Raw genomic sequence first — 25,711 nt, 5'->3', positions numbered from 1 at the left:
TAAAAAAGTGTATGCTGACAGCATACACTAAGAAAAAATTTTATGCTATAATATTGTTGTACTATGGAAATAATTACCATAAATAAGATACCGTTGTAACGGCACGGAAAATCGACATACCGACAAACATACTCACAACGGCTAATGAGTAAAAAATAAGCTTCCTTAAAGTTTTAGGCATATCCCTTATTTTGGGAATACAACTCTGAAAGCCGAAAAGGTCAGAGAAAAATGAAATGGGAATAAAGAAAAGCAGTATTACCATAAGCGTGACGGGAAAAAAATTCAGTATATTTATTACGCAATACTTTCTGTACATACCTATAATCCATAAAAACATCCAGCCGTACATTACGCACGCAAAAACACGCACACCTTTCTTTTCCGAACGGAGTCCGGGAAAATTTTCCATAAAATTGTCGGCAAAGTTAAAGCCGTAAACTCTCTTTCTTTTCAAAGCGGCGTCTAAATCTTCTATCCGTTCAAAACGCTTTTCAACATTGTATTCTGTACATTTTTTAATAATATCCGCAACATCACCGTCACGGTACATAACTTCTGACGGAATATGACCTGTTAGCATATAATTAAGCAAAACTCCCAGAGCATAAATATCTGTTTTGCAGTCGCTCTGCTTAAAGCCGAATTGTTCGGGTGCGGCATAACCCTCTGTACCGAGAACCTGCGTATCGTGTTTGGCGTTTTCTTTATGCAGTCTTGAAATTCCAAAATCAATTATCTTAACAACACCGTCAAAACCTATGATAATATTGGACGGAGTAATGTCACGATGGGTAATTGAATATTTGTGCAAAACACTGAGTCCGTTGCAAATCTGACGGGCAATATTTATGGCATAATCTTCCGCAAAAGTACCTTTTGACAAATACTGCTCAATGGTATGACCTTGTACATATTCTTCAAGAATAATGCAGGCATTGCGGTCAGTTATAACATCAAAAACTTTTGCGATATGGCAATTATTAATTTTACTGACAGCGTTATGTACCTCAAATTCGTAAGCGGGCATAATCTTTTTCACCATAAGCCGACCCGTGCTGCGATTGCGCACAAGCTGTGTCGTTCTGTTAAAATCTGTAACAACATCAAATTGCCAAAGTGAAAATTTATATTCAAACTCGTTCATTTTTGCACATCCCCTCTTGTAAATATTAGCATAAATTTGTATAAAAAGGAAGATATAAATTGAAAAAATCAACTGATGAACTTCTCAATAGCTTAAAATCAAAAAGTAATCTTGACGATTATTTTAAAGAAAACTCGGATCAGCTGAATTTGGCGACATTACCTCAAATGCTTGAAAGTATTATACAAAGCAAAAAGATAAGCAAATCAGAAGCTATAAATAATTCTATGATAGAAAAGCACTACGGCTATCAGATATTCCAAGGAATAAAGACACCGTCAAGAGATAAGCTGATAATGCTCTGCATTGGAATAGGTGCGGATCTGACCCAGACAGAAAAACTGCTGAACAGTATAAAAGCGTCACCTCTGTATGCCAAAGATGGCAGAGATGCGGTAATAATGTTTGGACTGCTTCACAAACTAAGTGTAATTGATATTAATTTAATGCTGTATGACAGAGGCTTTGATGTACTTGAATGATAACCGAAAAATCCGACTTCATATGTAAGAAGTCGGATTTTTGCTTAATCACTTAAATTTAACAATAAAAAATGCCCACCCTATTGGATGGACACTTTGATGTTGGCATCTCCCTATCTTTCCGGGCCGTCACCAGCCAAGTATTTTCGGCACCACTGAGCTTAACTTCTGTGTTCGGTATGGGAACAGGTGGACCCTCAGCGTCATTAACACCAACTGTTTAATTGTGTTCTCTCTTGAGAACAGTATTGATTATATCACTGTGCGTTCACTTTGTCAACACTTTTTTACAATTTTTTTACAAACACAAAACATATCAATTAAAGGCAATTATTGACAATTAAATAATTCAGTTTGAGTTATTTTTACCGTCAGAAAGCTTTTATTATAAAAACAAATTTTGCCTAATCTATCTTAAATTTGAGAAGTGACAACTTATTTACAACAATATTACTCCGAAAAGATTGTTTATTGTCAAAGCTTGTGGTATAATTTGTACATATGTTTACTTGAAACGGAGAATTGCGATGAAGAGAAATATTGCAATAAAAATCACCGCTTTTTTGCTTTCCGCAATGAGCGCTATAACTTTGATTTCAGGCTGTGGCAAAAAAAATGACATTGCCGATGATTTTAGGGAAAACAGCACTGCAACAGTATCAAGAGCGTCAAGGGACAGTTGCGTTATTCAAAATTTCGATATAATATATCAGGAGCCTGAACTTCCTACGGGCTGTGAAGTAACTGCCCTTACAATGGCTATGAACTACAGCGGCTGCAATGTTGACAAATACACTATGGCTACCGAATACCTCCCCTGCACGCCTTACGACATTGAGTACGGCGAGGACGGAAACCTTTACGGCTCAAGTCCCGAACAATACTTTATCGGCGACCCTACAAGCGTTTACGGCTATGTCTGCGGCACAACTCCTATTGTAACGGCGGCAAATAACTATTTTAAATACACGGGCAGCAAACTGAAAGCCATAGACATTACAGGTTCTACCCCTCAGGAACTGTACGAACTTGTCGATAAAGGCTACCCGATTGTGGTATGGGTTACTATAGGTATGGTTGAACGCAGTGACATTGAATCCTGGACAGGAACAGACGGCAAACAATACGATTGGTGTATGGACGACCATGCAGCCGATTTGATTGGCTACAGTGCCGACACGGTAACCATAGCAGACCCTATTAACGGACTTGTTGAATATCCGAAAGAAAATTTTGAATCTGTCTTTACATCAAGAAATAATAAATGCGTTGTACTGAAAAACGGATGAGATTATTTTAATACTACGAAGTATTAAATACTGTGTTTATAATAAATATTTGCAAAGGAACGGTGGCGGCTGTTTCAGCTCCCTTGCGAAAGGGGGTGTATTCCAATGGCATAGATTACATACTTGTTTGTTCTCGCAATTGTTTTACACCGCCGAACTTGAAAATGTATATTACAGTGAAAAATCGGATTGCTTTATCGTTGCAGACATTGAAAACAACAATGTATATTTGCACAGTGTGCTTTACAAAAATTACATTCCGCTATTTTTAAAAACTTACACACTTTTCTTGACAAAGCCAAATAGTTTGGCAAGTTTCAAATTTGATTTTTAAAATAGTAATTTGCTAAACAATATTTACATTATTATTTTTCCCCGCAAATTTTTTCAAGACCTGCTTTGTCGAGTATTTTTATTCCTCTGTAATGTGTGGCAAGTATGCCTTGCGACGATAATCTGCTTAGTGTTTTGGTTACCGTAATTCGTGACACGCCTACCGTCAATGCAATTTCCTCGTGTGTGAGCGATACTTTGCCGTCAACCATATCGTCAAGCAAAAGTTTTGCTATTCGTGCGTCTGCCTGCATAAATGTCATTGAGTCAAGCTGGGTGGTAAGCAGTCTTATTCTTGTGGCGAGAATTTCAAGCAGTTCAAATGCAATCGGAGGATTTTTTTGAATAAGGTCGAGGAGAATTTTTTTATCAATAATGGTCAGCTCGCTTGCAGTTACGGCTTTTGCGGAGCTTACCCTCGGTTTGTGGTCAAAAAATGCACCTTCGCCTATAAGTTCACCTTTTGAGGCAGTGTTCAGAGTTTTTTCCATTCCGTCGGGAGAAATCATAAATACGGTTGCTTTGCCTTTCTTTATATAGTAAAAGCTGTCTGCAATGTCGCCTTGGTGATAGATTATTTCGCCTTTTGCAAAAGATTTGGTGTACGGCAAACTGTCAAACAGAGTTTTCATATCGTAGTGTATGTTGTAAAGTTGTGTGGGAGGAGTGTTGAGATTTTTTTCCATAGTTTCACCTCGGTTGTCGATTGGTAAATGCGGTTTATAAAACTTTTGCCGAGCAATTATAAAAGTTTGGTCAACCTTTTTAACGGCTTGACCTAAATTTTTAAATTATTTGGCTAAAATTGAGCGATAAACCATATTTTAGCGACAAAGTTCTTATTTTGCTTTAATTGTAGCATACTTTACAATCTTTTTGCAAGCGGTATGTAATAATGATATTAGAAAAAATATAAGGAGTGATATTTATGGGTATGACTATGTCACAGAAAATTCTTGCGGCTCACGCAGGTCTTTCAGAGGTTAAGGCAGGTCAGCTTATTGAGGCTAAACTCGATATGGTACTCGGTAACGATGTAACATCACCTGTTGCAATCAATGTTTTTGAACAGAACGGTGCAACAGCAGTATTTGATAACACTAAAATTGCTATGATTATGGACCACTTTACTCCTAATAAGGATATTAAAGCGGCTACTCAGGTTAAGCAGGTAAGAACTTTTGCAGATAAATACGACATCAAAAACTACAGAGATGTAGGTCAGATGGGCATTGAGCACGCACTTTTGCCTGAACAGGGTCTTGTCGGACCTGGTTGTTTGTGCATCGGTGCAGACTCTCACACCTGTACATACGGTGCACTCGGTGCATTTTCGACAGGTGTCGGCTCAACAGATATGGCCGCAGGTATGATTAGCGGTAAGGCATGGTTCAAAGTTCCTGCCGCAATTAAATTTAATCTTGTCGGCAAGCCACAGGGATTTGTAAGCGGCAAAGATGTTATCCTCCACATTATCGGTATGATAGGTGTTGACGGTGCGCTTTACAAATCAATGGAATTTACAGGCGAGGGCGTTCAGCACCTCAACATTGATGACAGACTTTGCATTGCAAATATGGCTATTGAGGCAGGCGCTAAAAACGGTATTTTCCCTGTTGACGATGTAACCCGTGAATACTGCAACGGCAGATATCAGGGTACACCTGTTGAATATACAGCAGATGAGGACGCTGTGTACGACGAGGAATACACAATTGACCTTAGAGAAATTCGTCCTACCGTTGCTTTCCCGCATCTTCCGGAAAACACAAGAACAGTTGACGAAATCGGCGAAACAGAGGTTAAGATTGACCAGTGCGTTATCGGTTCCTGCACAAACGGCAGAATTACCGACCTCAGAGCTGCCGCAGAGGTATTCAAGGGCAGAAAGATAGCAAAGAATGTAAGATGCATTATCTTCCCGGGTACACAGGCAATCTGGTTACAGGCTATGCACGAGGGACTTTTTGATATATTTATTGAGGCAGGCGCAGTAGTTTCTACTCCGACTTGCGGCCCTTGTCTTGGCGGACATATGGGTATTCTTGCCGCAGGCGAAAAAGCTATTTCAACAACAAACCGTAACTTTGTAGGCAGAATGGGTCATGTTGACAGTGAGGTTTACCTCGCAAGCCCGGCTGTAGCTGCCGCAAGTGCTGTTAAGGGTTACATTACAGACCCTGCAAAGCTTTGATTTTTTGAAAGGTAGGTACTGATTATGAACGCTAAGGGTACAGTCCACAAGTTTGGCGACAATGTAGATACAGATGTAATTATTCCTGCTCGTTACCTCAACACAGCATCTCACAAAGAGCTTGCCGCTCACTGTATGGAGGATATTGACGCAGAATTTGTAAATAAGGTTCACGAGGGCGACATTATGGTTGCCGAAAAGAACTTCGGCTGCGGTTCTTCAAGAGAACACGCACCGATTGCAATTAAAGCAAGCGGTATTTCCTGCGTAATTGCTTCGACTTTTGCAAGAATTTTCTACCGTAACTCAATTAATATCGGTCTTCCAATTCTTGAGTGTGACGAGGCAGCAAAGGAAATCAAAGAGGGCGATGTTGTTTCTGTAAACTTTGATACAGGTGTTATCACAGACGAAACAACAGGCAAGACTTATCAGGCAGAGCCTTTCCCGGAGTTTATTCAGAACATTATTAAAAAAGGCGGACTTATTAAGTCTATTATGTAATTTATGGGCGGCAAAGGCAAAACTTTGCCGCTTTTTTGCAAAATTAAAGGTTCTGTCCTAAATGTTGGAGTAGTATTAATAAATTATTTAGCTAAAGCTATGCGCTAAACCATAATTTCCAAAACTTTTGACAAAGAACCTTTTTATCGGAAATTAAAAAAGCTATACATTAACAAGATTGGTGAATTATGGTAAACGAAATTTTTGAAAAACTTTCCGCATTGCCGCAGGTAGAGGCTATTGCTCTCGGCGGTTCCCGTGCAAACGGTGTTTTTGACGAAAAATCAGATTATGATGTTTATGTGTATCTTACAGATAACATCGACAACGGTGTAAGAGAAAATATCCTTGCGCCTTACTGTTCGCAAATGGAAATCGGCAATCATTATTGGGAGTTTGAAGACAATATTATACTCAAAGACGGTGTTCCTATGGACATTATATACCGTCCTATGGATAAATTCGATAAATTTATAAGCTATACTGTTTTTGAACATCACGCAAACCACGGTTATACAACTTGTTTTTGGCATAACATTATTACATCGCAGATCGTGTATGACCCAAGCGGTAAATATGCGGAGATTAAAAAGAAGTTTACCGTTCCGTATCCTGAAGAACTCCGTCAAAATATTATAGATTTAAATATGAAGATGCTTTCGGGTATTTTGCCGTCATATGACAAGCAGATAAAAAAAGCGATTGACAGAAACGATTTTGTAAGTGTAAATCACAGAACAGCCGCTTTTGTTGCAAGCTATTTTGATGTTATTTTTGCAGTGAACAGACTTACCCACCCGGGAGAAAAAAGACTTGTGCAAATTTGCAAGGAGCGTTGCGAGATTTTACCAAAGGATTTTGAAGAAAATCTTGACAAATTGCTTAAGGAAAAACCGACTGAAAAAATTATGGAAGTTATTGCCGATATGGTGAAAAACCTTAAAGAGATAATTTAGATTTAGATTTAAATTTATTTTTATTTAGTTATAGTTGCCGCAACATTTAAACAAACAGCTTTGTTTTCGCTTATGCCGATTCAAAGCTGTTTTTATTTATTTCAAACCGTTGCCAAATAACCTAATCTTGTAAATGTAATTTATAGATGTTATAATTATCATATAAATAAAACCGAGATGAAACGGAGATGAAGGTTTGAAAACAGCGGTAATCACAGGAGCGTCGGGCGGTATCGGCTCGGCAACGGCGCTTGCTTTTGCAAAGGACGGATACAATGTTGTTTTGCAATATAACAATTCACAAGACAAGGCGCTTGCGCTTGCAAAAAAGATAGAGAACGAAACTAACTCGACTGCATTACCTGTTAAAGCGGATGTTTCATCTTCGCAAGAAGTTACTTTCCTTTTTGACGAAGTTGAAAATCGGTTCGGCACTGTTGATGTGCTTGTGAATAATGCAGGAATAGCACAGCAAAAACTTTTTACGGATATAACGGATGAGGATTGGAGAAGAATGACAGGCACTAACCTTGACGGTGTTTTTTATTGTTCAAGAGAGGTACTGAAACGCTTTATGATAAAAAATCACAGCGGGGTTATACTAAATGTCAGTTCAATGTGGGGGCAGGTAGGTGCGTCCTGCGAGGTGCATTACAGCGCCGCAAAGGCAGGCGTAATCGGACTTACAAAGGCGCTTGCAAAGGAAGTCGGACTTTCGGGTATTCGTGTCAATTGCATTGCACCCGGAGTTGTAATGACCGATATGATGAAATCGTTTGACGAGCATACTGTGAATGAATTAAAAGATGAAACTCCGCTCAATATGCTCGGCGAACCTGATGATATAGCGCAGACCGCATTGTTTTTGTGCTCGGATAAGGCAAAGTTTATTACAGGACAAGTCCTCGGTGTAAACGGCGGATTTGTGATATAAATTCAGATTAACAAAGAAAATATAAAAATCGGTTTTTTATACTCTGTTTTATGATTAAAGTTTGTTTATTACGGAATTTTTAATTAATCTTTTAATGTTATTATAATAAAATGTTGAAAACTTCGTTCAAAGGAGAATATCAATGAATCCCAAAATGGCAATACTCCGCAAAAGAGCTATGGCACTGCCTCTTTTGCCCGGGGTATATATTATGCATTCCGCTGACGGTGAAATTATTTACATCGGAAAGGCAAAGGCTTTGAGAAACCGTGTCAGCCAATACTTTGGTTCTCAAAACAACCACGCAGAAAAAGTGCGCCGTATGGTTGACAATGTTGACCACTTTGAATACATTATCACAGACAGCGAGTTTGAGGCGCTCATTCTTGAGTGCAGTCTGATTAAACAGCACACCCCAAAATATAATATTCTCCTTAAAGACGATAAGGGCTACAGTTACATCAAGGTCAGCGGCGACAAATGGCGCAAAATTTCTTATGTTCTCCAGAAAAATGACGATAATGCCGAATACATCGGACCGTACAAAAGCAGTTACTATGTAAAGAGCGCAGTTGAGGAGGCTAACAAAATTTTTATGCTCCCAACCTGCAATCGCAAGTTCCCGCAGGATTTCGGCAAGGGCAGACCGTGTCTTAACTATCATATCAAACTTTGTTCCGCTCCGTGCACAGGAAAGGTGAAATTTGCCGATTATAACGAAAGCGTAGAACAGGCGCTTGCGTTTTTAAAGGGAGGTTCGTCAAATTCGGTTAAAGACCTCACTAAGAAAATGGAGGAGGCGGCAGAAAATCTTGAATTTGAAAGAGCCGCAAGAATCCGTGATAAAATCAGCTCAATTAAAAAAATGGGGGACAAGCAAAAGGTTGTTGCAAACAAGGTTCTCGACGAAGATGTTATCGGCAGTTTTTCGGACGGAAAAAAGACCTGCTATCAGGTGTTTCGCTTTGAGGGCGGCAGGCTTTTTGACAGAGAAAGTTTTGTTTTTGATTCGGGCGACAGTGACAGTGAAACCGAGGAATTTATCTTGCGCTACTATACTATTCGTGACGATATACCAAAAAATATTGCCATTGACAAAGATTTTGACGGTTTGACCGCAATGCAGGATTGGCTGAGCGAAAAGCGTGGCAGTAAGGTGTATGTTACAGTTCCGCAAAGGGGTGAGCAGGCACAGCTTATGGCAATGTGCCGTTCAAACGCCGCCGAAGAACTTGCACAGCGCAAGGGTGCGACAGTCAAGGAATACAGTGTACTTGAAGAGCTTAAGGAATTGCTCGGACTTGAAAAAATACCGCAATACATTGAAAGCTACGATATTTCAAACCTTGCCGGTACAGAAAATGTTGCGGGTATGATTGTTTATAAAAACGGCAAGCCGTACAAGTGCGCCTATAAAAAATTTAAGATAAAGGGTTTTGAGGGACAGGACGACTACGCATCTATGGCGGAGGTTATCGGCAGACGATTTGACGAATACTATAAAGCCGAAAAGGCAGACGAGGGCTTCGGAAAACTGCCCGACCTGATTTTGCTTGACGGCGGTAAAGGTCAGGTTGCGGCAGTAAAAAAAGTTTTGCGGGAGATGAATATTGATGTTCCGCTTTTCGGCTTGGTTAAAGATGACAAACACCGTACAAGGGCGGTTACGGGTGACGGCGGAGAAATTTCTGTCAGCTCACGCAGGGCACTGTTTACTTTCCTTAGCAAAATGCAGGACGAAGTGCACCGCTTTGCAATCGGCTATCACCACAGCAGGCGAAGTAAAAATACTTTTAAAAGCTCGCTTACCGATATTGACGGCATAGGGGAGAAGAGAGCAAGGGCAATGCTTAAGTATTTCAGGACGATTGACAATATTTCAAAGGCAGACCTTGAAGAGCTTGAGGGATGTCCGCAAATGACAAAAAATGCGGCAATAGCAGTGTACAGATACTTTCATTCAAATGAAAAAACGACAGAAAATTGAATTAATAAAAATGTTGTAATTTTTGTAATAATATGTTATAATTATGTAATATTGAAGAAAATACATTCGTAATAAGTGCTTTTATGCTTTATACGAAAAAAAGGAAGATATTATGAGGGTAATAACAGGAACGGCAAAAGGCAGGCGACTTGAAACCCTTGAGGGAGAAGATGTAAGACCTACCACCGAAAGAATAAAAGAGGCCGTATTTTCAATTATACAGTTTGAAATTATGGGACATACATTTCTCGACCTTTTTGCAGGCTCGGGACAGATGGGTATTGAGGCAATAAGCAGAGGCGCAAGCTCGGCGTATTTTGTTGACGCATCAAAAAAATCGCTTGATGTAGTGCGAAAAAATGTTTCTGCGGTTAAATTTGACAAAGAGGCAAAGCTGTTTGCAATGGATTACCGCAGCTTTCTTTCTATGAACTCAACCGAGTTTGACATAGCGTTTTTAGACCCGCCGTACAAAAAAGGAATTTTGCAGGACGCACTTCCTATTGTGGCGGAGAATATGCGTGAAACAGGCATAATTATTGCAGAAAATCCCATTGACGAACAAATTTCTGCAAATTACGGCGATTTTGTACTTGACAGAGAATATCGCTATGGTAAAATAAAAATAAGCACATTCAGACATAAGGATTTTTTGTAATGGAAAAAACAGTTATTTGTCCGGGCAGTTTTGATCCGGTTACGCTGGGACATATCGACATTATCAAGCGTGCCGCAAATATGTTTGACAAGGTTATAGTCGGTGTGTTTACCAACGAAAAAAAGACTCCGAGCTTTTCTGCGGAGGAGAGAATACAGTTTTTAAAGGAATCAACCGCAGGTATCGAGAATGTTGAAATAGTAAGCTACAGCGGCTTGCTTGCTCAATATTGCAAAGAGCGCAAGGTTGACGCAATAGTAAAAGGATTAAGAGCTGTGTCTGACTTTGAATATGAATTTCAGCAGGCACTCACCAATAAAAGGCTTAATCCGCAGCTTGAAACAATATTTCTGACAGCGGAGTCGGAGTCAATGTATTTAAGTTCAAGTATGGTGCGTACGGTAGCTTCTCTCGGCGGTGATATAAGCAATTTTGTTCCTGAGATGATTCATGACAGAATTGTTGAAAGACTTTATAAAAAAGAAAAGTAAACCTTAAATAAAGGAGATAATAAATTATGAAAATTGATGATTTAATTTTAGAGCTTCAGGATATACTCGGCTCGGCTAAGTCTGTACCTTTTTCAGGCGGCAAGGTAATGGTTGACAGCGATGAGATGTACAACATTATTGAGCAGATTCAGGACGCAATGCCGTCAGAAATCAGCCAGGCAAAGAATGTAGTTGCCGACAGAAAGGCAATTCTTACAGAGGCTAAGAAAGAGGCAGAAAACATTATTCGCAATGCCGAAGAGCGTAAAAAAACAATCCTCAATCAGAACGAGCTTGTTCGTGAGGCAAAGGTTAAGGCTAAGGAAATTGTTGACGATGCGAAGGCAAAATCAAAGGAAATCCGCACAGCTACAAATGTTTACTCTGACAGCATTTTAAAGACAACAGAAGAAACACTTTCTTCACAGCTTGATATTGTAAAGAAAACAAGAGAAAAGTTTTCAGAACAGCAGAGAACGCAGAAGAAAGCATAATTCAAAATTGAATTACAGTTAAGTAAAGCCCTGTCATAATTTAAACTATGACAGGGCTGTTTTTGTTTTTAAAATTAAAAATCGCAAAAGAAAAAATCCATCTAAATCAGATGGATTTCATTATGTTGGCATTTCCCTATCTTTCCGGGCCGTCACCAGCCAAGTATTTTCGGCACCACTGAGCTTAACTTCTGTGTTCGGTATGGGAACAGGTGGACCCTCAGCGTCATCAACACCAACTATTTAATTGTGTTCTCACAAGAGAACAATTGATATTATACAGCATTAAATTGTATTTGTCAATACCTTTTTTAAAATTTTTATAAATTATGTTTTAGCGAAGTGTCGGTCGACCAAACTTTTATAATTAATTGGCAAAGCAATTTGCTAAATCATAATTTACCCCAACTTTTGAGAAAGAACCGCTAAACCCAAATTTACCTAAAATTTTGCAAAAGAAAAATCCACCTAAATCAGATGGATTTTGTTATGTTGGCATCTCCCTATCTTTCCGGGCCGTCACCAGCCAAGTATTTTCGGCACCACTGAGCTTAACTTCTGTGTTCGGTATGGGAACAGGTGGACCCTCAGCGTCATTAACACCAACTGTTTAATTGTGTCCTCACAAGAGAACATATAGTATTATACAGCATTAAATTGTATTTGTCAACACTTTTTTGAATATTTTTAAATTATTGCAAATAAAGCAAAAAATAACAATGTGCAATACAGTTTTTTGTTTGTTTTTTACTTTTAAAAATTAAAACAAAGTCATATTTTTTGAGGAAATATTGACTTAAAACGAAAAAAGTCGTACAATTAAGAGGAATGGAATGATGATTATGAATAAAGCAAAAGAAATTTTATTTTCGCTTTCGTCCCTCTCGATTTTCAGAGGAATTTTAAACAGAAGCGTACCAAAGGCATATTACAAATTATTAAATTCTATGGATAAAAAGCCCGAGGAGTTTTTAAACGCATACGGCGAGTTTTTCTCTCTTATCAGTGAAAGAGGTTGCAGCAATCGCCTTGCCTATGCATTTACCGAGGCTGCATTGTTTGATGAAAACTGCTTTACAAGAGCTGCGGCTGCCGGTAAGTACAACACACTTCCCGACAATCTTTTAAAAGCCGTAAAGCGTGACTGTCAGGCTATTTTAAATGCCGCTTCACTTACTTCTCAAGAGCTTATTCAGTGCTATTGCGCATCAAATGATTTGGCAACCGTTGCCGATATGGGCTATGTTGCCGAGCATCTTCCAAAATGGGAGTGCGGCGAGTGTGCAGAGAGCTTTAAGATGTTTGACGGTTCGCTTGAAAAGGTAGCTAAGTATTATAAAGAAAACGGCTGCGGTATTTTTGCCCGTTATAAGGCGTTTATTTGGCGTGACGGCGATATTCAACCTGTTTTGCACCCCGATAAAATCGATATGGATTCATTTACAGGCTACGAAAGACAGCGTGACATCGTTGTCGGCAATACAAAATCCTTTATTGAGGGTAAGGCTTGCAATAACTGCCTGCTTTACGGCGATATGGGTACAGGTAAAAGTTCTACCGTTAAAGCCATTGCAAATGAATTCCGCAAAGACGGCTTGAGAATTGTTGAAATTCCAAAGGAAAGACTTATCGACTTCCCGATTCTGGTTGATAAGATTGCAACTCTGCCTATGAAGTTTATCATATTTATTGATGACCTTTCTTTCCAAAAGCAGGATCAGAGTTACACAACATTGAAAGCGGTGCTTGAGGGCGGTATTGCGGCTCGTCCTGACAATGCGCTTATTTATGCGACATCTAACCGTCGTCATCTTGTTAAGGAAAGCTTTGCCGACCGTACGGATGATGATATCAACACCCGTGATAATATGCAGGAAACACTCTCGCTTTCAGACCGTTTCGGTTTGTCGGTATGTTATTCTGCTCCGTCAAAGAAAGAATTTCTTGACATTGTTTTTGCTCTTGCCAAAGAAAACGGAGTTAATCTTACAGAAGAAGAACTTGAGGCAGGCGCAGAGCGTTTTGCACTTTCAAGAGGCGGTCGTTCACCGAGATGTGCAAAGCATTATATTGAATCTCTATTTGCTAAATAAACGGAGGTAAATAATGAAGAAAATTGTTTCAGTATTCCTTGCGTCGGCACTTGCTGTTTCAGCTTGTGCGGGACTTGCGGGCTGCAGCGGCGACAATAAAAACTATCCTGTATCTGTTGCGGATATTACTATAGAAACCGAGCCTAAAGATATTGTTGTGCTTTCGGACGAAACGGCAGACATTATTTCTTATTTAGGTTATGCCAAAAAAATGGTAGGCAGAAGTGACGAGGTTACTCAAAACTTTTTATCGGTGGCACCGAGTGTGGGTTCGGCTGCAAATCCTGATGTTGAAAAAATCAAATCGTATGCAACCGATATTGTTTTTGCAGATGACACACTTGACGAAAATGCAAAGAAAGAGCTTACCGACGCAGGTATTATGGTGCTAAATGTTGCTTCACCCGAAACCACAACAGAGCTTGAAACCGTGTATCTTACTCTCGGAAAGATTCTTGGCGGTTCTGTTGACGGAGCAAAAACAGGTGAAGATTCTTATAAAGATTTAATTGACACCATGAAAACTTACAAAGCCGAAGTCAACAGCAATGTTTCCAAAACAATTTGCTATTTGTACCTTGAGGGAGATAAGCTCCATACTCTCCACAGCGGAACATACGGCGATATGCTTTTGGGATACACAGGTGCGGTAAATGCCGCTGTAAATGTATCCGAAAGCGAGATTGACACAAAAATTTTAAAGATTGCAAATCCGGATTATATATTGTATGACGATGACGCAACTTTGCAGTTTATTAAGAATGACTCTGACCTTAAGGGATTAAAAGCTGTTAAGAATAAACAAACTCTTATGATTTCACAGGAAGAAATCAGCAGAATGGGTACAACTTCACTTTTTACATTGAATAAGATTATGAACTTTATGTATCCCGACAGACTTAAGAAAAATACGGACGCAACCTCCGAATCGGTTGTTCCGTCAGCCGTTGAGGGTGCAACAACAGCTACAAAATCGGCATCGAATACACAGACAACCACGCAGGCTGCAACAGCTGCCGCAAATGTAAACGGTTCGGTTGAAAGCCAATACAAAATAAAGGTAAGCGGTCTTTCACTTAAACTTGACGATGAAAACGATAATGTAAAGGCTATGCAGCAGCGCTTGTTTGACCTTGGTTACATTACAGATAAGGGTAATGTGACGGGTTATTACGGCGAAGTTACTCAAAAGGCTGTAAAAGATTTCCAAAAAGCGAGCGGACTTAAACAGTCAGGCACAGCAGATAATAAAACTCTTACAGCACTCTTTAAGAGTGACGCCAAGGCAAAGGCTTAACGCTTTTTCGCTGTTTACAATGTACACAGTTAATTACAGGTCACGATTTTTCGTGACCTGTTTTGGAATTTAAGAAAAATTTTGTGGTTCTTTATCAAAAGTTGGGATAAATTATGGCTTAGCGCACGGGTTAAGCGAAATAATTTAAAAATTCAGGTCAAGCCTTTTTAGGCTGACAAACTTTTTTTCGGGGCGGATAATCCGTTGATTTCAAAGGCTATTGCCCGATTGTTAAAAAATATTTATAAAAGGAGAAATCAAAATGCAGGGAAAATGGAGAGAAAATCTTATAAAAATAAAACCGTATGTAGCAGGTGAACAGTCAAACGATAAGGATATGATTAAACTTAACGCAAACGAAAATCCCTATCCGCCGTCACCGCAGGTTAAAAAAGTTTTTGAAAAATACGCACAGAACAGTGATGGGCTAAAAAAATATCCTAATTCGGATTCGATAATTTTAAAAGATGCCATTGCTCAAAGATATAATGTAAACAGAAATAATGTATTTGTCGGCAACGGCTCGGATGATGTAATAGCATTGTCTTTTATGGCTTTCTTTAATTCTGATAAGCCGATTTTATATCCTGATATTACCTATTCTTTTTATCCTGTATGGTGTTCGCTTATAAAAATTCCGTACAAGACAATCCCTGTTGACGAAAATTTTGAAATTCACGCCGAAGATTACTATACGGAGAACGGCGGTATTATTATTCCTAACCCGAATGCGCCGACCAGCATTTGCAAACCGCTTGATTTTGTGATTGACATTGTTGAGCATAATCCCGACAGCGTTGTTATTATTGACGAGGCTTATGTTGACTTTGGCGGAGAGTCTGCCGTTGAGCTTACAAAGAAGTACGAAAATCTCCTTGTTACCCAAACTTTTTCAAAATCACGCTCACTCGCAGGTATGCGTATCGGCTTTGCAATCGGCAGTGAAGAGTTGATTGCTACGCTTGAAACCGTTAAAAATTCATACAATTCATATGTTATGGACAGCATTGCACTTGAGGTCGGTACTGCGTCTGTGAATGACGAGGAATACTTTAAGGAATGTGTTAATAAGGTTATCGCTACAAGAGAGAGGGTAAGGGATGAACTCATTGCGCTTGGCTTTGATGTAAAAAAGAGCGCAACAAACTTTCTTTTTGCCACTCATAAAGAATATTCCGCAAAAGAAATATTTGAATATCTGAAAACCAAGAAAATTTTTATCAGATATTTTAATGTTCCGAGAATTGATAACTACTTAAGAATTTCTATAGGTAGAGATGAAGAAATGGATAAGATGATTGCGGCAATGAAAGAGTTTTTTATATAAGAGAATTTATTAAGTATTTTTGAAAAACGGGATTTAACCGATAAAATAAAAACATCTGTGTCGGCTTGATTTTTATACAAAATAATTTTTTCTTTGTAACACAAAAGTCACATTCGTTCGTTAAAATAAATAATGGTACATTGTTTTTGCTCTTGTTTAGCTAAAGCACAGTAAATATTTGAAAAATTACATATAAAAACCAATGTTTTGTATGTTTACTATATGGTAAAATTTTGGTATAATATTTTTTAAAATTCAGAACGGATAAAAAGATGAGGTAATATATGAATATTTCAGACAAAAAATCAAGAATTTTTCTTGCTGTTGTCATAGTTTTAAGCCTTGCGCTAAGCACTGTTTTTATGATGAACAAACAGGGCTATCACGAGGATGAGCTTTTGACATATAATCTCGCAAATTCGGCTAATACACTTAAAACTGACGGTGAATGGAACAGCGGTGCCGATTTTATCGACTATCTTTCCGTATCGGACGGTGACCGCTTTAATTATGAACAGGTTTATGAAAATCAAATAATTGACGCTTCTCATCCGCCTTTTTACTACGGACTTGTGCATACTGTATGCTCGCTGTTTCCAAATCAATTCTCAAGATATTTTGCGTTTTCGATAAATGTTCTTGCAATGGCAGGCATTTTGATTATGCTGTTTAAAATCGTAAAGAGAATTACCAAAAATAATCTCTATGCTCTCATAGCGACAGGCGCTTTTGCGTTCAGTATTGCCTGTACTACAATGACTATTTATTTGAGAATGTACGCAACGCTTACATTTTTTGTGCTTTCAATGATTTATATGAACCTAAAAATCTATGAGAGAAAGAATACCGCAAAATTTACCGATTTCTTGATTTTAGGGCTTATAACATTGCTTGGCACGCTTACGCAGTATTACTTCATCTTGTTTGAGGGACTTACAGGTCTTATTATGCTTGTGTTCCAAATTAAGGAAAGAAACATAAAGGATTTAATAAAGTACATAATTACTGCTGTTCTCGGCAGTGCGGCGGCACTTTGTATTTATCCGTACATCATTACGAATGTGCTCGGCGGCAACCGTGGCTTCGGTTCGCTGAGCATTAATATTGATCCGATTACTATTGTTACTTACTTTGTTTATAAGATTTGCACATATATTCAGGTGCTGGCAAAAGATGTATTCTTAAATCAGATTTGGCTGCTTGCACTTTGCGGTGGGGCGCTCATCGGCTTTTGGATTTACCTCCGCTTTGTCAGAAAGGAAAAGCTTTCTCGCACAGCGTATATGGCTTTTGTGCCGTCGCTTGTATATTTTGTGGCAATTTCGCTTGTTTCTCCGTTTAACAGCGACCGCTACATTATGGCGTCTTTGCCGATGCTTGTAACTGTATTTGTGCTTGCACTTATTAAATTTACAAGAGTTACGGGCAAAAAATGGCTCACAACAGCCGTACCGATTTGCCTTGCGGTTACCTGTGCAATCGGATATATCACTGTAAAGCCGTACTATATGTACGGTGTAAAGACGGAGCTTTACACTCCGCAGACTTCTAAATGCGTATTTGTCGGCACTGCAATGCTTGAGTGGAACAAGAGCATTGACAAGCTTGCAAATTACGATGAAACTATGATTGTTCAGACGGCTGATTTTTCTCCTGCTCTTGCAAATGAGCTTGAGAATTTTGCAGAGAAGAGGGGAGTAATTACCAACGGAAAGATTACCGAGTTTATGGACGGTTATATGAATAACGGCAGTGAAAAGGAAAAGACCGACAGTATGCAGGCTATCAAAACGGATTTAAAACTTGCGAATGAGAATGAAATTACAGTTTACATTTCAAGACTTGCCGACAAAGACAAGGTAATTAAGTATATTACAGAGAATACAAAATTCAAGAATTATGACTTGATTTCAAAGGATTACAGCTTTGACGAGTTTTACAATTGGTACGATTACTTTGTGGAAACCGAATCTTATTGTAATGTGTACAAATTTTATTAATAAAGATAAGGATTGCGAAAAATTATGAAAGACAGAAAAGATGCGATTGGATTTGTTTTTTCAGGCGGCGGATTGCAGGGTATTGCGCACATTGGTGCGGTAACCGCTTTATATGAACTTGGTATAAGACCCGAATATGTTTCGGGAACAAGCTCAGGCTCTATTATGGCAATGTTGGTTGCTATGGGGCTTGAACCGAAAGAAATGCACGAGATAGCAAAAAAATATTGGAAAATTCTTGCCGAAATTGACAACGGACTTATATTCAAGGCACTTGCGCAGTTTATCGTTTATAAAAAAATTCAGAAAAACGGCATAAAAAACGGCGAAATAATTTCTGATGTTGTAAAAGAAGTGCTTGCCTTAAAGGGACTTGAAAATGATTTTAAGTCTTTGCCGATTAATCTTTCTGTCTGTACCGTTGACACAATGACAACAGACGAATGTATTTTTACAACCTATGACGAACACCTTGAAAGAGAGCATATACACTATCTTACAGATGTTCCGCTCGATGTTGCGGTAAGAGCGAGTATGTCGTTTCCTGCAATTTACACAACCTGCCCGTATAAAGAATATGACTTTGTTGACGGCGGTTCAAAGGACAACCTGCCTGTAAGAGTGTTAAAGGATATGGGCGTAGGCAAGGTGCTTGCAATCGGATTTGATATTTTGCAGTATAAACCGGACGCAGGCCTTGATGGACTTATCAAGGTTATATGGCGTGCTCTCGATGTGTATTCAATTGACAGTACCAGAGAATCAATGAAGCTTGCCGACCTCGCCGTGCAGATAAAGAATGAAAATACCGCCCTTTTTTCTATCGACAGTGTTGACGATACTATTCAAGAGGGGTATGATGCAATTATGGCTCATAAGGACGAGATTTTAAAAGTTTTTGGATAAATTAAACGGCTGTTGCGATTTAAGCAACAGCCGTAATTTTTATCTTGTTATCAGATTTTTTATTAAAAGTTGGGGTGAATTATGGTTTAACGGAGTGTCGGTCGGGCATTGAAATTTAGCTAACGCTAAATTATCCTCCCAAAAACAAAAAAGTTTACTCAATTTTTTCAAAAATTGCGGGTTTGGGCAGCGCCCATAAAAATCTTCCGATATAACAAATTATTATGCACTGACAGTCTGCTGTCAGTGTGCGTAAAACAGAATTTGAAAAAACAGGCGGTAGCCGTTGTAAACGGAAATGCCAAAAATATAGGCAACGCATTGCGTTGCCTATGAAGATTAAGTATGTTTTCTTTTATTGCTCTCGCATTGACTTTCGCCTATTCGTTCAAGCCGCCAAACAGCAAGCTGTTCGGCTATCGTCAGATTGCGTAAGCGGAAAGTATTTGTGGGCTTTGCCCACACCCACAACCTTTGAAAAGGTTGACCAAACTTTTATAATTACTTGTCAAAACACTCTGCTAAACCATAATTTTAAACTACCTTGACGGTAACATCAATTCTTTTTGTGCGGTGCATTGTGTCTTCAACGCTGTAAGTCAGCTTATATGTACCGACTTTATCGGTAAGAACATTGCCTGTTACGGATATTTTATCTGTAATATCGTTTGAACAGGTGTCAACAGCGGTTACACCCTCAAGCAGGTCGGCGGTTTCGCCTTTGCTTATAGTCAAATCGCTTGCGCCGTGAATTTCAGGTGTCTTTGTTGCATACGGGTTCTGCGGATCATCGTCGGTAGGGTCCCAGCCACAGGTATGGTCGGTAATTTTAATTGCCTCCGGTTTGCCGAGCGGGCCCGGATTGTTGTCATCGTAAACGGTTACGGGTGTGTTTTCGGGACAATTATCATATATCCACTTTACATCTGCGGTTTCCATTCTTACACAGCCGAGTGAACCCTCATCTCCGAGTTTGTTGAACTCCTCGGTTTCGAGTGTGTCGGCGCTTGCGTCTTCATACGGAACGGAATGAAAAAGATAATCGCCGTAAAATCCCGATACATAATGACCGTAAACATCATTGAAAAGCGGATTCCATTCCTGCTTGTAGTAAATGTAGAAATCGTCGCCGAGAACGGTAGCTTTGTTAACACCGGTTGAACAAATCATTGCACGGACAGGAACAGTATATTCGCCGTTTTTGTCATAAGTGTAAACCGTAACGCAGTTTTGCGAGCGATTGACTTTAATAAAATAAGGATTTTTTTCGTAAATATTATTAAGATTTTCATTGAGAACATCAGTGTTTGCAAGATAGCAGGTTGAATATCCGTCATAAATGCTCTGCGACTGAGCAGCAACCGTAATATTGTAGGTATGGCGGGTGTTGCCTATCTGTGCGGTAATTGTAGCCGTACCCTCGCTTAAGCCGTCAATTCTTCCACCGTCATCAACGGTAACGATATTGTTGTCACTGCTTGACCACTTTGATTTTACAAGTTCTTCGGCGGTTGCCTCCGACGGAGTGATAATTTTTATTTCATTACATTCAATGCTTATATCGGCGGTTTCGCCCGTTACAATAACGGTCGGCTGTTTGCTGTTTGCCAACGAAGGTTGAGTTGTATTAATGTTTTTATTGTCGGCAGGTACTGAATTATCGGAAGTTCTACCTGCCACAGCGGTTACTATTACCGATACGCCAAGCACTGCCGCAAGCGTAAGAATAAAGGATTTACGATTAATGGATTTAAAATTCATCAAATTATTCCTTTCGTTTGTGTCTTTTAGTTTATTTTATTACATTATTATATATGTTTTTTTAAAAAAGTTCAAGAAATATTTAAATATTCAACAAAATCCCCGTGAAATATGTTAGAATATGTTTGGTGATTGGATATGTTACATTTTATAAAACACTTCAGAACGATTACAAGACACAGGCATAAGGTTATTGCTCACTGCGCAAAGGCAGGAATACTTTGGCAGGGGTTGAGGCACGACCTTTCAAAATATTCACCGACGGAGTTTATTCCTGGTGCAAAGTACTACCAGGGCAACAGAAGTCCTAACGAAAAAGAAAGGGAGCTTTACGGCTACTCAAAGGCATGGATGCATCATAAGGGCAGAAACCGTCATCACTACGAGTATTGGAATGACTACAATCCTAAGACAAAGCAGATAGAAAATGTGGAAATGCCGCTTAATTATGTAATCGAAATGTTTTGTGACAGGGTCGCCGCAAGTAAAATATATAACGGTTCGAATTACAAAGACAGAGATTCTTTGGATTACTTCGGCAGGGTAAAGGGTAAACACCGTATGCACGAAAACACAGAGAAACTGCTTGAAGAATTACTTACAATGCTGAGTGAAAAGGGAGAAGAAGAAACTTTTGCTTATATAAGAAAATTAAGAAAAATCAAAAAATAATTTCTTTGTGATTTTAATGAATTTATTTTACCGATTTTGCGTTTTAAAGTACTGAAATGCTTTTGCCGCTTGTAAAGGACAGAACAAAAATCAACAAAATTTATGTAAAAACAAATAATAAAAAACAAGTAATTGTTAAATTTTTCACATATTAAAAAATATACCGAAAATCGGCGGCGCTATAGGCAAAAAATATAGGGAAAATTCGGCTTTTTTAGGCAAAAATAAAAAGCATTAGTAATTTTTGAAAATCCTTGACTTTAGCAAAAAAATGTGGTATTTTATATATGCTGATTTTGTGACGGAAACAATAAATCAGCAACGCAAGGCTTACATTGCCGTTTCGGCAAAAAAGCAATAAAATCAATTCAATGAGAGTTAATCTCGTCTATTGAAAATGCTTGAAATGCCGACGGTTCAAATCAATCACGGTTTGAGCCTTGTCGGTTTTATTTTTGAAATACAGGGGGTTATTCTATGCGTTCCGAATGGAGTAATTTTGTTGGCGGACTTTGGGAATCTGAAATCAATGTCAGAGACTTTATCCAGAAAAACTACAAGCCATATGACGGCGATGAGTCTTTCCTCGTAGGTCCTACTGAGGCTACAGAAAAGCTTTGGGGCAAACTTAAAGAACTTCAGAAAGAAGAAAGAAGCAAGGGCGGCGTACTTGATATGGAGACTGAGGTTGTTACCTCACTCACAGCTTACGGCGCAGCATACATTGACGAAGATCTTAAGGATCTTGAGCAGGTAGTCGGTCTTCAGACTGACAAGCCTTTAAAGCGTGCATTTATGCCTTACGGCGGCATTAAGATGGCTGAACAGTCATGCCAGATGTACGGTTATGAGCCAAGCCCTAAGCTTCACGAAATCTTTACAAAATATCACAAGACACATAACCAGGGTGTATTCGATATCTACACACCTGAAATGAAGGTAGCTCGTCACAACAAGATTCTTACAGGTCTTCCGGATACATACGGCAGAGGCAGAATCGTAGGCGACTACAGAAGAGTCGCTCTTTACGGTATTGATTACCTTATCGAGTGCAAGAAGGAAGACTTCGCCGAAACAAACCGTCAGGGTATGAGAAGAGGCGACTTCCAGCTCAGAGAGGAAATCGCAGATCAGATCAAGGCTCTTAACGGCATGAAAGAAATGGCTGCAATCTACGGCTTTGATATTTCACAGCCTGCTAAGAACGCTAAAGAAGCTGTTCAGTGGCTCTACTTTGGTTACCTCGCAGCTATCAAGACTCAGAACGGTGCTGCAATGAGCGTAGGCAGAGTTTCTACATTCCTCGACATTTATATTGAGCGTGACCTTGAGAACGGTACACTTACAGAGGCACAGGCACAGGAGCTTGTTGACCACTTTGTTATGAAGTGCCGTATGGTTAAGTTCGCAAGAATCGAAAGCTACAACCAGCTCTTCTCAGGTGACCCTGTATGGGCTACTCTTGAAGTTGCAGGTATCGGTATCGACGGCCGTTCACAGGTTACAAAGAACGACTTCCGTTTCCTCCACACACTTGAGAATATGGGCCCTTCACCTGAGCCAAACCTCACAGTTCTTTATTCTTCAAGACTTCCTGAGGGCTTTAAGAAGTACGCTTCTAAGATCTCTGTTCAGACAAGCTCAATTCAGTATGAGAACGATGATGTTATGCGTCCGGTATGGGGCGATGATTACTCAATCTGCTGCTGCGTATCTGCAACAGAAACCGGTAAGGAAATCCAGTTCTTCGGCGCTCGTGCTAACCTTGCTAAGTGTCTTCTTTACGCTATCAACGGCGGTGTTGATGAGAAGACAAAGGTACAGGTAGGTCCTGAATACAGACCGATTACTTCTGAATACCTTGACTATGATGAGGTTCTCAAGAAGTATGACGCTATGATGGATTGGCTTGCTCACCTCTATGTAGGTACACTTAATATGATTCACTATATGCACGACAAGTATTACTATGAAGCTGCCGAGATGGCTCTTATTGATACTAACTGCCGTCGTACATTTGCTACAGGTATCGCAGGTTTCTCACATGTAGTTGACTCACTCAGCGCTATTAAGTATGCTAAGGTTAAGGTTATCCGTGATGAAGACGGTATTGCTACTGACTTCGAGATCGACGGTGAGTTCCCAAGATACGGCAACAACGATGAGAGAGCAGACGAAATCGCTGTAAACCTTCTCCGTAAGTTTATGAGCAAGATCAGATACTGCCACACATACAGAGATTCAGAGCCTACAACTTCTATCCTTACAATTACATCAAATGTTGTATACGGTAAGGCTACAGGTTCACTTCCTGACGGCAGAAAAGCAGGCGAGCCACTTTCACCTGGTGCTAACCCATCTTACGGTGCAGAGCAGAGCGGTCTTCTTGCTTCACTTAACTCTGTTGCTAAACTTCCATACGAGTATGCACTCGATGGTATTTCAAATACACAGACAATCAGCCCGGATGCACTCGGTCACAATGATGACGAGCGTGTAAACAACCTTGTAAATGTACTTGACGGTTACTTCGATCAGGGTGCACACCACCTCAATGTAAACGTATTCGGTACAGAAAAGCTCATCGATGCTATGGAGCATCCTGAGAAGGAAGAGTACGCTAACTTCACAATCCGTGTATCAGGTTACGCTGTTAAGTTCATTGACCTTACAAGAGAGCAGCAGCTCGATGTAATCGCAAGAACTTGCCACAAGTCAATGTGATTTAATAATGGAAAATAAAGAGTTAGTCGGCTATGTCCACTCACTCGAGAGCTTTGGTTCTGTTGACGGACCGGGTGTAAGATATGTAGTATTTTTGAGCGGTTGCGCAATGCGCTGTCAATTCTGCCACAATCCCGACACCTGGCAAATGAGTAAGGGTACACCTTACACAGCAGAAGAATTGCTTAAAAAAGCTATCGCATATCGCCCTTACTGGAAAAGTGAGGGCGGTATTACAGTTAGTGGAGGAGAGCCGCTTTTACAGATTGATTTTCTTATTGACTTTTTTAAAAAGGCAAAAAAGCTCGGTATAAATACAACGCTTGATACAAGCGGAAACCCGTTTACTACAGAAGAACCTTACTACTCAAAGTGGAAAGAGCTTATGCAATATACGGATTTGTTGTTACTCGATATTAAGCATATTGATGATGAACAGCACAAAATTCTTACCGGGCATACTAATGTTAATATTCTGCAAATGGCAAGAGAGCTTTCGGATATGGGTAAACCCGTATGGATTCGCCATGTACTTGTTCCGCAGAGGAGCGACTATGACGAGTATCTGTATCGTCTTGCCGATTTTATAAAAACTCTTAAAAATGTCAAGAGAGTTGAAGTGTTGCCGTATCACACACTTGGAGTGTATAAGTGGAAAGAACTTGGCATCGACTATAAACTTGAGGGCATTGATCCGCCAACACCCGAGAGAGTTCTTAACGCAAAGAAAATTCTCGGTTGCGAATAATAACCTAATATTTTTGGGACAGTCTGATGACTGTCCCTTTTTGGTTAGTTGAGATTGTAAATTTGGGGTTTAATGCACCAATTTAAGCGAAATAATTAAAAAATTTAGGTCAAGTCTTTTTAAAGGCTTGCGGGTTTGGGCAACGCCCATAATATCTTCCGATATAACAATTTATCGGGCGCAAACAGCCACGCTGTTTGCGTGTTAAGACTAAGTTTGTTAAAACGGGCGACAGCCGTTAAGAAAAGACCTATATTTTGTTAATGAAATAACGAATTTCTTTTCTTATTGCTCTCGCAAAGGCTTTCGCCTATTTGTTCAAGCCGCCAAACAGCTTTCTGTTTGGCTATCGTCAGATTGCGTAAACGGAAAGTATTTATGGGCTCTGCCCAAACCCGCAATTTTTGAAAAAATTGAGTAAACTTTTTTATTTTTGGGCGGATAATTTAGCGTTAGCTAAATTTAAATGCCAAACTGATAATGAATACCCTATAATTTACATAAAAATAAAAATAGCTATTGACGGTTGCAATATAATTTGCTATAATATTGCAGGTTCAAAGATTATATAAACTCGTAATACGGACGGGTGTATCTACAAACTGCCTTAAACTGTTTAACTATAATCCCCGAGTAGGGGCATATTATAGTTGTTTTTGGTGGTTTTTTTATTTGCCTTTACGCTTTACTTTTTAACATAAAGGAGAAAAATGA

Annotated in this window: 21 protein-coding genes, 3 rRNA genes and 1 riboswitch; of the genes, 18 read left to right on the top strand and 6 right to left on the bottom strand. The window is 39.4% G+C overall.

Annotated features, from left to right (window positions below):
- Nucleotides 1-73: 73 nt before the first annotated feature.
- Entirely contained in the window at nt 74-1,147 is a 1,074-nt protein-coding gene (locus tag KGF34_RS06345; protein WP_252558455.1) for a serine/threonine-protein kinase, read from the bottom strand.
- 59 nt (nt 1,148-1,206) lie between these two features.
- On the opposite strand from KGF34_RS06345, the gene KGF34_RS06340 reads away from it, so the two are divergent.
- Nucleotides 1,207-1,629, top strand: coding sequence for a hypothetical protein (locus KGF34_RS06340; RefSeq protein ID WP_252558453.1), 423 nt, complete (start codon nt 1,207-1,209; stop codon nt 1,627-1,629).
- A 100-nt stretch (nt 1,630-1,729) separates the two neighbouring features.
- Here the strand turns inward: KGF34_RS06340 and rrf (KGF34_RS06335) are convergent.
- Nucleotides 1,730-1,846: ribosomal RNA gene (gene rrf, locus KGF34_RS06335) — 5S ribosomal RNA — on the bottom strand.
- 310 nt (nt 1,847-2,156) lie between these two features.
- Here rrf (KGF34_RS06335) and KGF34_RS06330 point away from each other — a divergent pair.
- A complete protein-coding gene (locus KGF34_RS06330) occupies nt 2,157-2,918 on the top strand; it encodes a C39 family peptidase (RefSeq protein WP_022234311.1) in 762 nt (253 codons plus the stop codon).
- A gap of 365 nt (nt 2,919-3,283) precedes the next feature.
- Here the strand turns inward: KGF34_RS06330 and KGF34_RS06325 are convergent, their stop codons facing one another.
- Complete coding sequence (locus tag KGF34_RS06325; protein WP_022234312.1) at nt 3,284-3,937, bottom strand: Crp/Fnr family transcriptional regulator; 654 nt, start codon at nt 3,935-3,937, stop codon at nt 3,284-3,286.
- A gap of 242 nt (nt 3,938-4,179) precedes the next feature.
- On the opposite strand from KGF34_RS06325, the gene leuC reads away from it, so the two are divergent.
- From leuC to KGF34_RS06285, 8 genes are all read left to right on the top strand, one after another.
- Entirely contained in the window at nt 4,180-5,445 is a 1,266-nt protein-coding gene (leuC, locus tag KGF34_RS06320; RefSeq protein WP_252558451.1) for a 3-isopropylmalate dehydratase large subunit, read from the top strand.
- Nucleotides 5,446-5,469: 24 nt separating this feature from the next.
- A complete protein-coding gene (gene leuD / locus KGF34_RS06315) occupies nt 5,470-5,949 on the top strand; it encodes a 3-isopropylmalate dehydratase small subunit (protein WP_022234314.1) in 480 nt (159 codons plus the stop codon).
- Nucleotides 5,950-6,137: 188 nt separating this feature from the next.
- Nucleotides 6,138-6,905 (top strand): nucleotidyltransferase domain-containing protein, encoded by a 768-nt coding sequence (locus KGF34_RS06310; RefSeq protein ID WP_252558449.1) that lies wholly within the window; start codon nt 6,138-6,140, stop codon nt 6,903-6,905.
- A 196-nt stretch (nt 6,906-7,101) separates the two neighbouring features.
- Nucleotides 7,102-7,839: an SDR family oxidoreductase gene (locus KGF34_RS06305; RefSeq protein WP_252558447.1), complete on the top strand. Its 738-nt coding sequence runs from the start codon at nt 7,102-7,104 to the stop codon at nt 7,837-7,839.
- A 142-nt stretch (nt 7,840-7,981) separates the two neighbouring features.
- The gene (gene uvrC / locus KGF34_RS06300) at nt 7,982-9,826 is read left to right on the top strand and encodes an excinuclease ABC subunit UvrC (protein ID WP_252558445.1); all 1,845 of its coding nucleotides are present in this window, start codon (nt 7,982-7,984) and stop codon (nt 9,824-9,826) included.
- A 112-nt stretch (nt 9,827-9,938) separates the two neighbouring features.
- Nucleotides 9,939-10,484 (top strand): 16S rRNA (guanine(966)-N(2))-methyltransferase RsmD, encoded by a 546-nt coding sequence (gene rsmD, locus KGF34_RS06295; protein ID WP_252558442.1) that lies wholly within the window; start codon nt 9,939-9,941, stop codon nt 10,482-10,484.
- On the top strand, nt 10,484-10,975 hold the full coding sequence (coaD, locus tag KGF34_RS06290) for a pantetheine-phosphate adenylyltransferase (protein ID WP_022234319.1): 492 nt from the start codon (nt 10,484-10,486) through the stop codon (nt 10,973-10,975). Before rsmD ends, coaD begins: the two co-directional genes overlap by 1 nt.
- A 26-nt stretch (nt 10,976-11,001) precedes the next feature.
- Nucleotides 11,002-11,469 (top strand): hypothetical protein, encoded by a 468-nt coding sequence (locus tag KGF34_RS06285; RefSeq protein WP_022234320.1) that lies wholly within the window; start codon nt 11,002-11,004, stop codon nt 11,467-11,469.
- A gap of 123 nt (nt 11,470-11,592) precedes the next feature.
- Here the strand turns inward: KGF34_RS06285 and rrf (KGF34_RS06280) are convergent.
- Nucleotides 11,593-11,709 (bottom strand): 5S ribosomal RNA (rrf, locus tag KGF34_RS06280).
- 250 nt (nt 11,710-11,959) lie between these two features.
- Nucleotides 11,960-12,076: ribosomal RNA gene (gene rrf, locus KGF34_RS06275) — 5S ribosomal RNA — on the bottom strand.
- Between the two features lie 226 nt (nt 12,077-12,302).
- Between rrf (KGF34_RS06275) and KGF34_RS06270 the strand changes: the two genes are divergently transcribed.
- The 5 genes from KGF34_RS06270 (at nt 12,303) to KGF34_RS06250 (ending at nt 19,092) form a co-directional block, all read left to right on the top strand.
- On the top strand, nt 12,303-13,562 hold the full coding sequence (locus KGF34_RS06270) for an ATP-binding protein (RefSeq protein WP_022234321.1): 1,260 nt from the start codon (nt 12,303-12,305) through the stop codon (nt 13,560-13,562).
- Nucleotides 13,563-13,575: 13 nt separating this feature from the next.
- Entirely contained in the window at nt 13,576-14,859 is a 1,284-nt protein-coding gene (locus tag KGF34_RS06265) for a peptidoglycan-binding protein (protein ID WP_252558440.1), read from the top strand.
- A 262-nt stretch (nt 14,860-15,121) separates the two neighbouring features.
- A complete protein-coding gene (gene hisC, locus KGF34_RS06260) occupies nt 15,122-16,186 on the top strand; it encodes a histidinol-phosphate transaminase (RefSeq protein ID WP_186935294.1) in 1,065 nt (354 codons plus the stop codon).
- 284 nt (nt 16,187-16,470) lie between these two features.
- Nucleotides 16,471-18,186, top strand: coding sequence for a glycosyltransferase family 39 protein (locus KGF34_RS06255; protein WP_252558438.1), 1,716 nt, complete (start codon nt 16,471-16,473; stop codon nt 18,184-18,186).
- Nucleotides 18,187-18,210: 24 nt separating this feature from the next.
- Nucleotides 18,211-19,092, top strand: coding sequence for a patatin-like phospholipase family protein (locus KGF34_RS06250; protein ID WP_252558436.1), 882 nt, complete (start codon nt 18,211-18,213; stop codon nt 19,090-19,092).
- A 534-nt stretch (nt 19,093-19,626) separates the two neighbouring features.
- Here the strand turns inward: KGF34_RS06250 and KGF34_RS06245 are convergent.
- A complete protein-coding gene (locus tag KGF34_RS06245; RefSeq protein WP_252558434.1) occupies nt 19,627-20,853 on the bottom strand; it encodes a L,D-transpeptidase family protein in 1,227 nt (408 codons plus the stop codon).
- Nucleotides 20,854-20,991: 138 nt separating this feature from the next.
- On the opposite strand from KGF34_RS06245, the gene KGF34_RS06240 reads away from it, so the two are divergent.
- The 3 genes from KGF34_RS06240 to pflA all read left to right on the top strand — a co-directional run bounded on the left by KGF34_RS06240 (nt 20,992) and on the right by pflA (nt 24,997).
- Nucleotides 20,992-21,525 (top strand): DUF5662 family protein, encoded by a 534-nt coding sequence (locus KGF34_RS06240; protein ID WP_022235315.1) that lies wholly within the window; start codon nt 20,992-20,994, stop codon nt 21,523-21,525.
- A gap of 477 nt (nt 21,526-22,002) precedes the next feature.
- Entirely contained in the window at nt 22,003-24,249 is a 2,247-nt protein-coding gene (gene pflB / locus KGF34_RS06235; protein WP_195410710.1) for a formate C-acetyltransferase, read from the top strand.
- 7 nt (nt 24,250-24,256) lie between these two features.
- A complete protein-coding gene (gene pflA / locus KGF34_RS06230) occupies nt 24,257-24,997 on the top strand; it encodes a pyruvate formate-lyase-activating protein (protein ID WP_022235313.1) in 741 nt (246 codons plus the stop codon).
- 544 nt (nt 24,998-25,541) lie between these two features.
- Nucleotides 25,542-25,640, top strand: a riboswitch (purine riboswitch).
- Nucleotides 25,641-25,711 lie beyond the last annotated feature (71 nt).

It is taken from the genome of Ruminococcus sp. FMBCY1, assembly GCF_023921805.1.
GTDB lineage: Bacteria > Bacillota > Clostridia > Oscillospirales > Acutalibacteraceae > Ruminococcoides > Ruminococcoides intestinale_A.
This window is presented reverse-complemented; position numbering and strand designations above follow the sequence as displayed.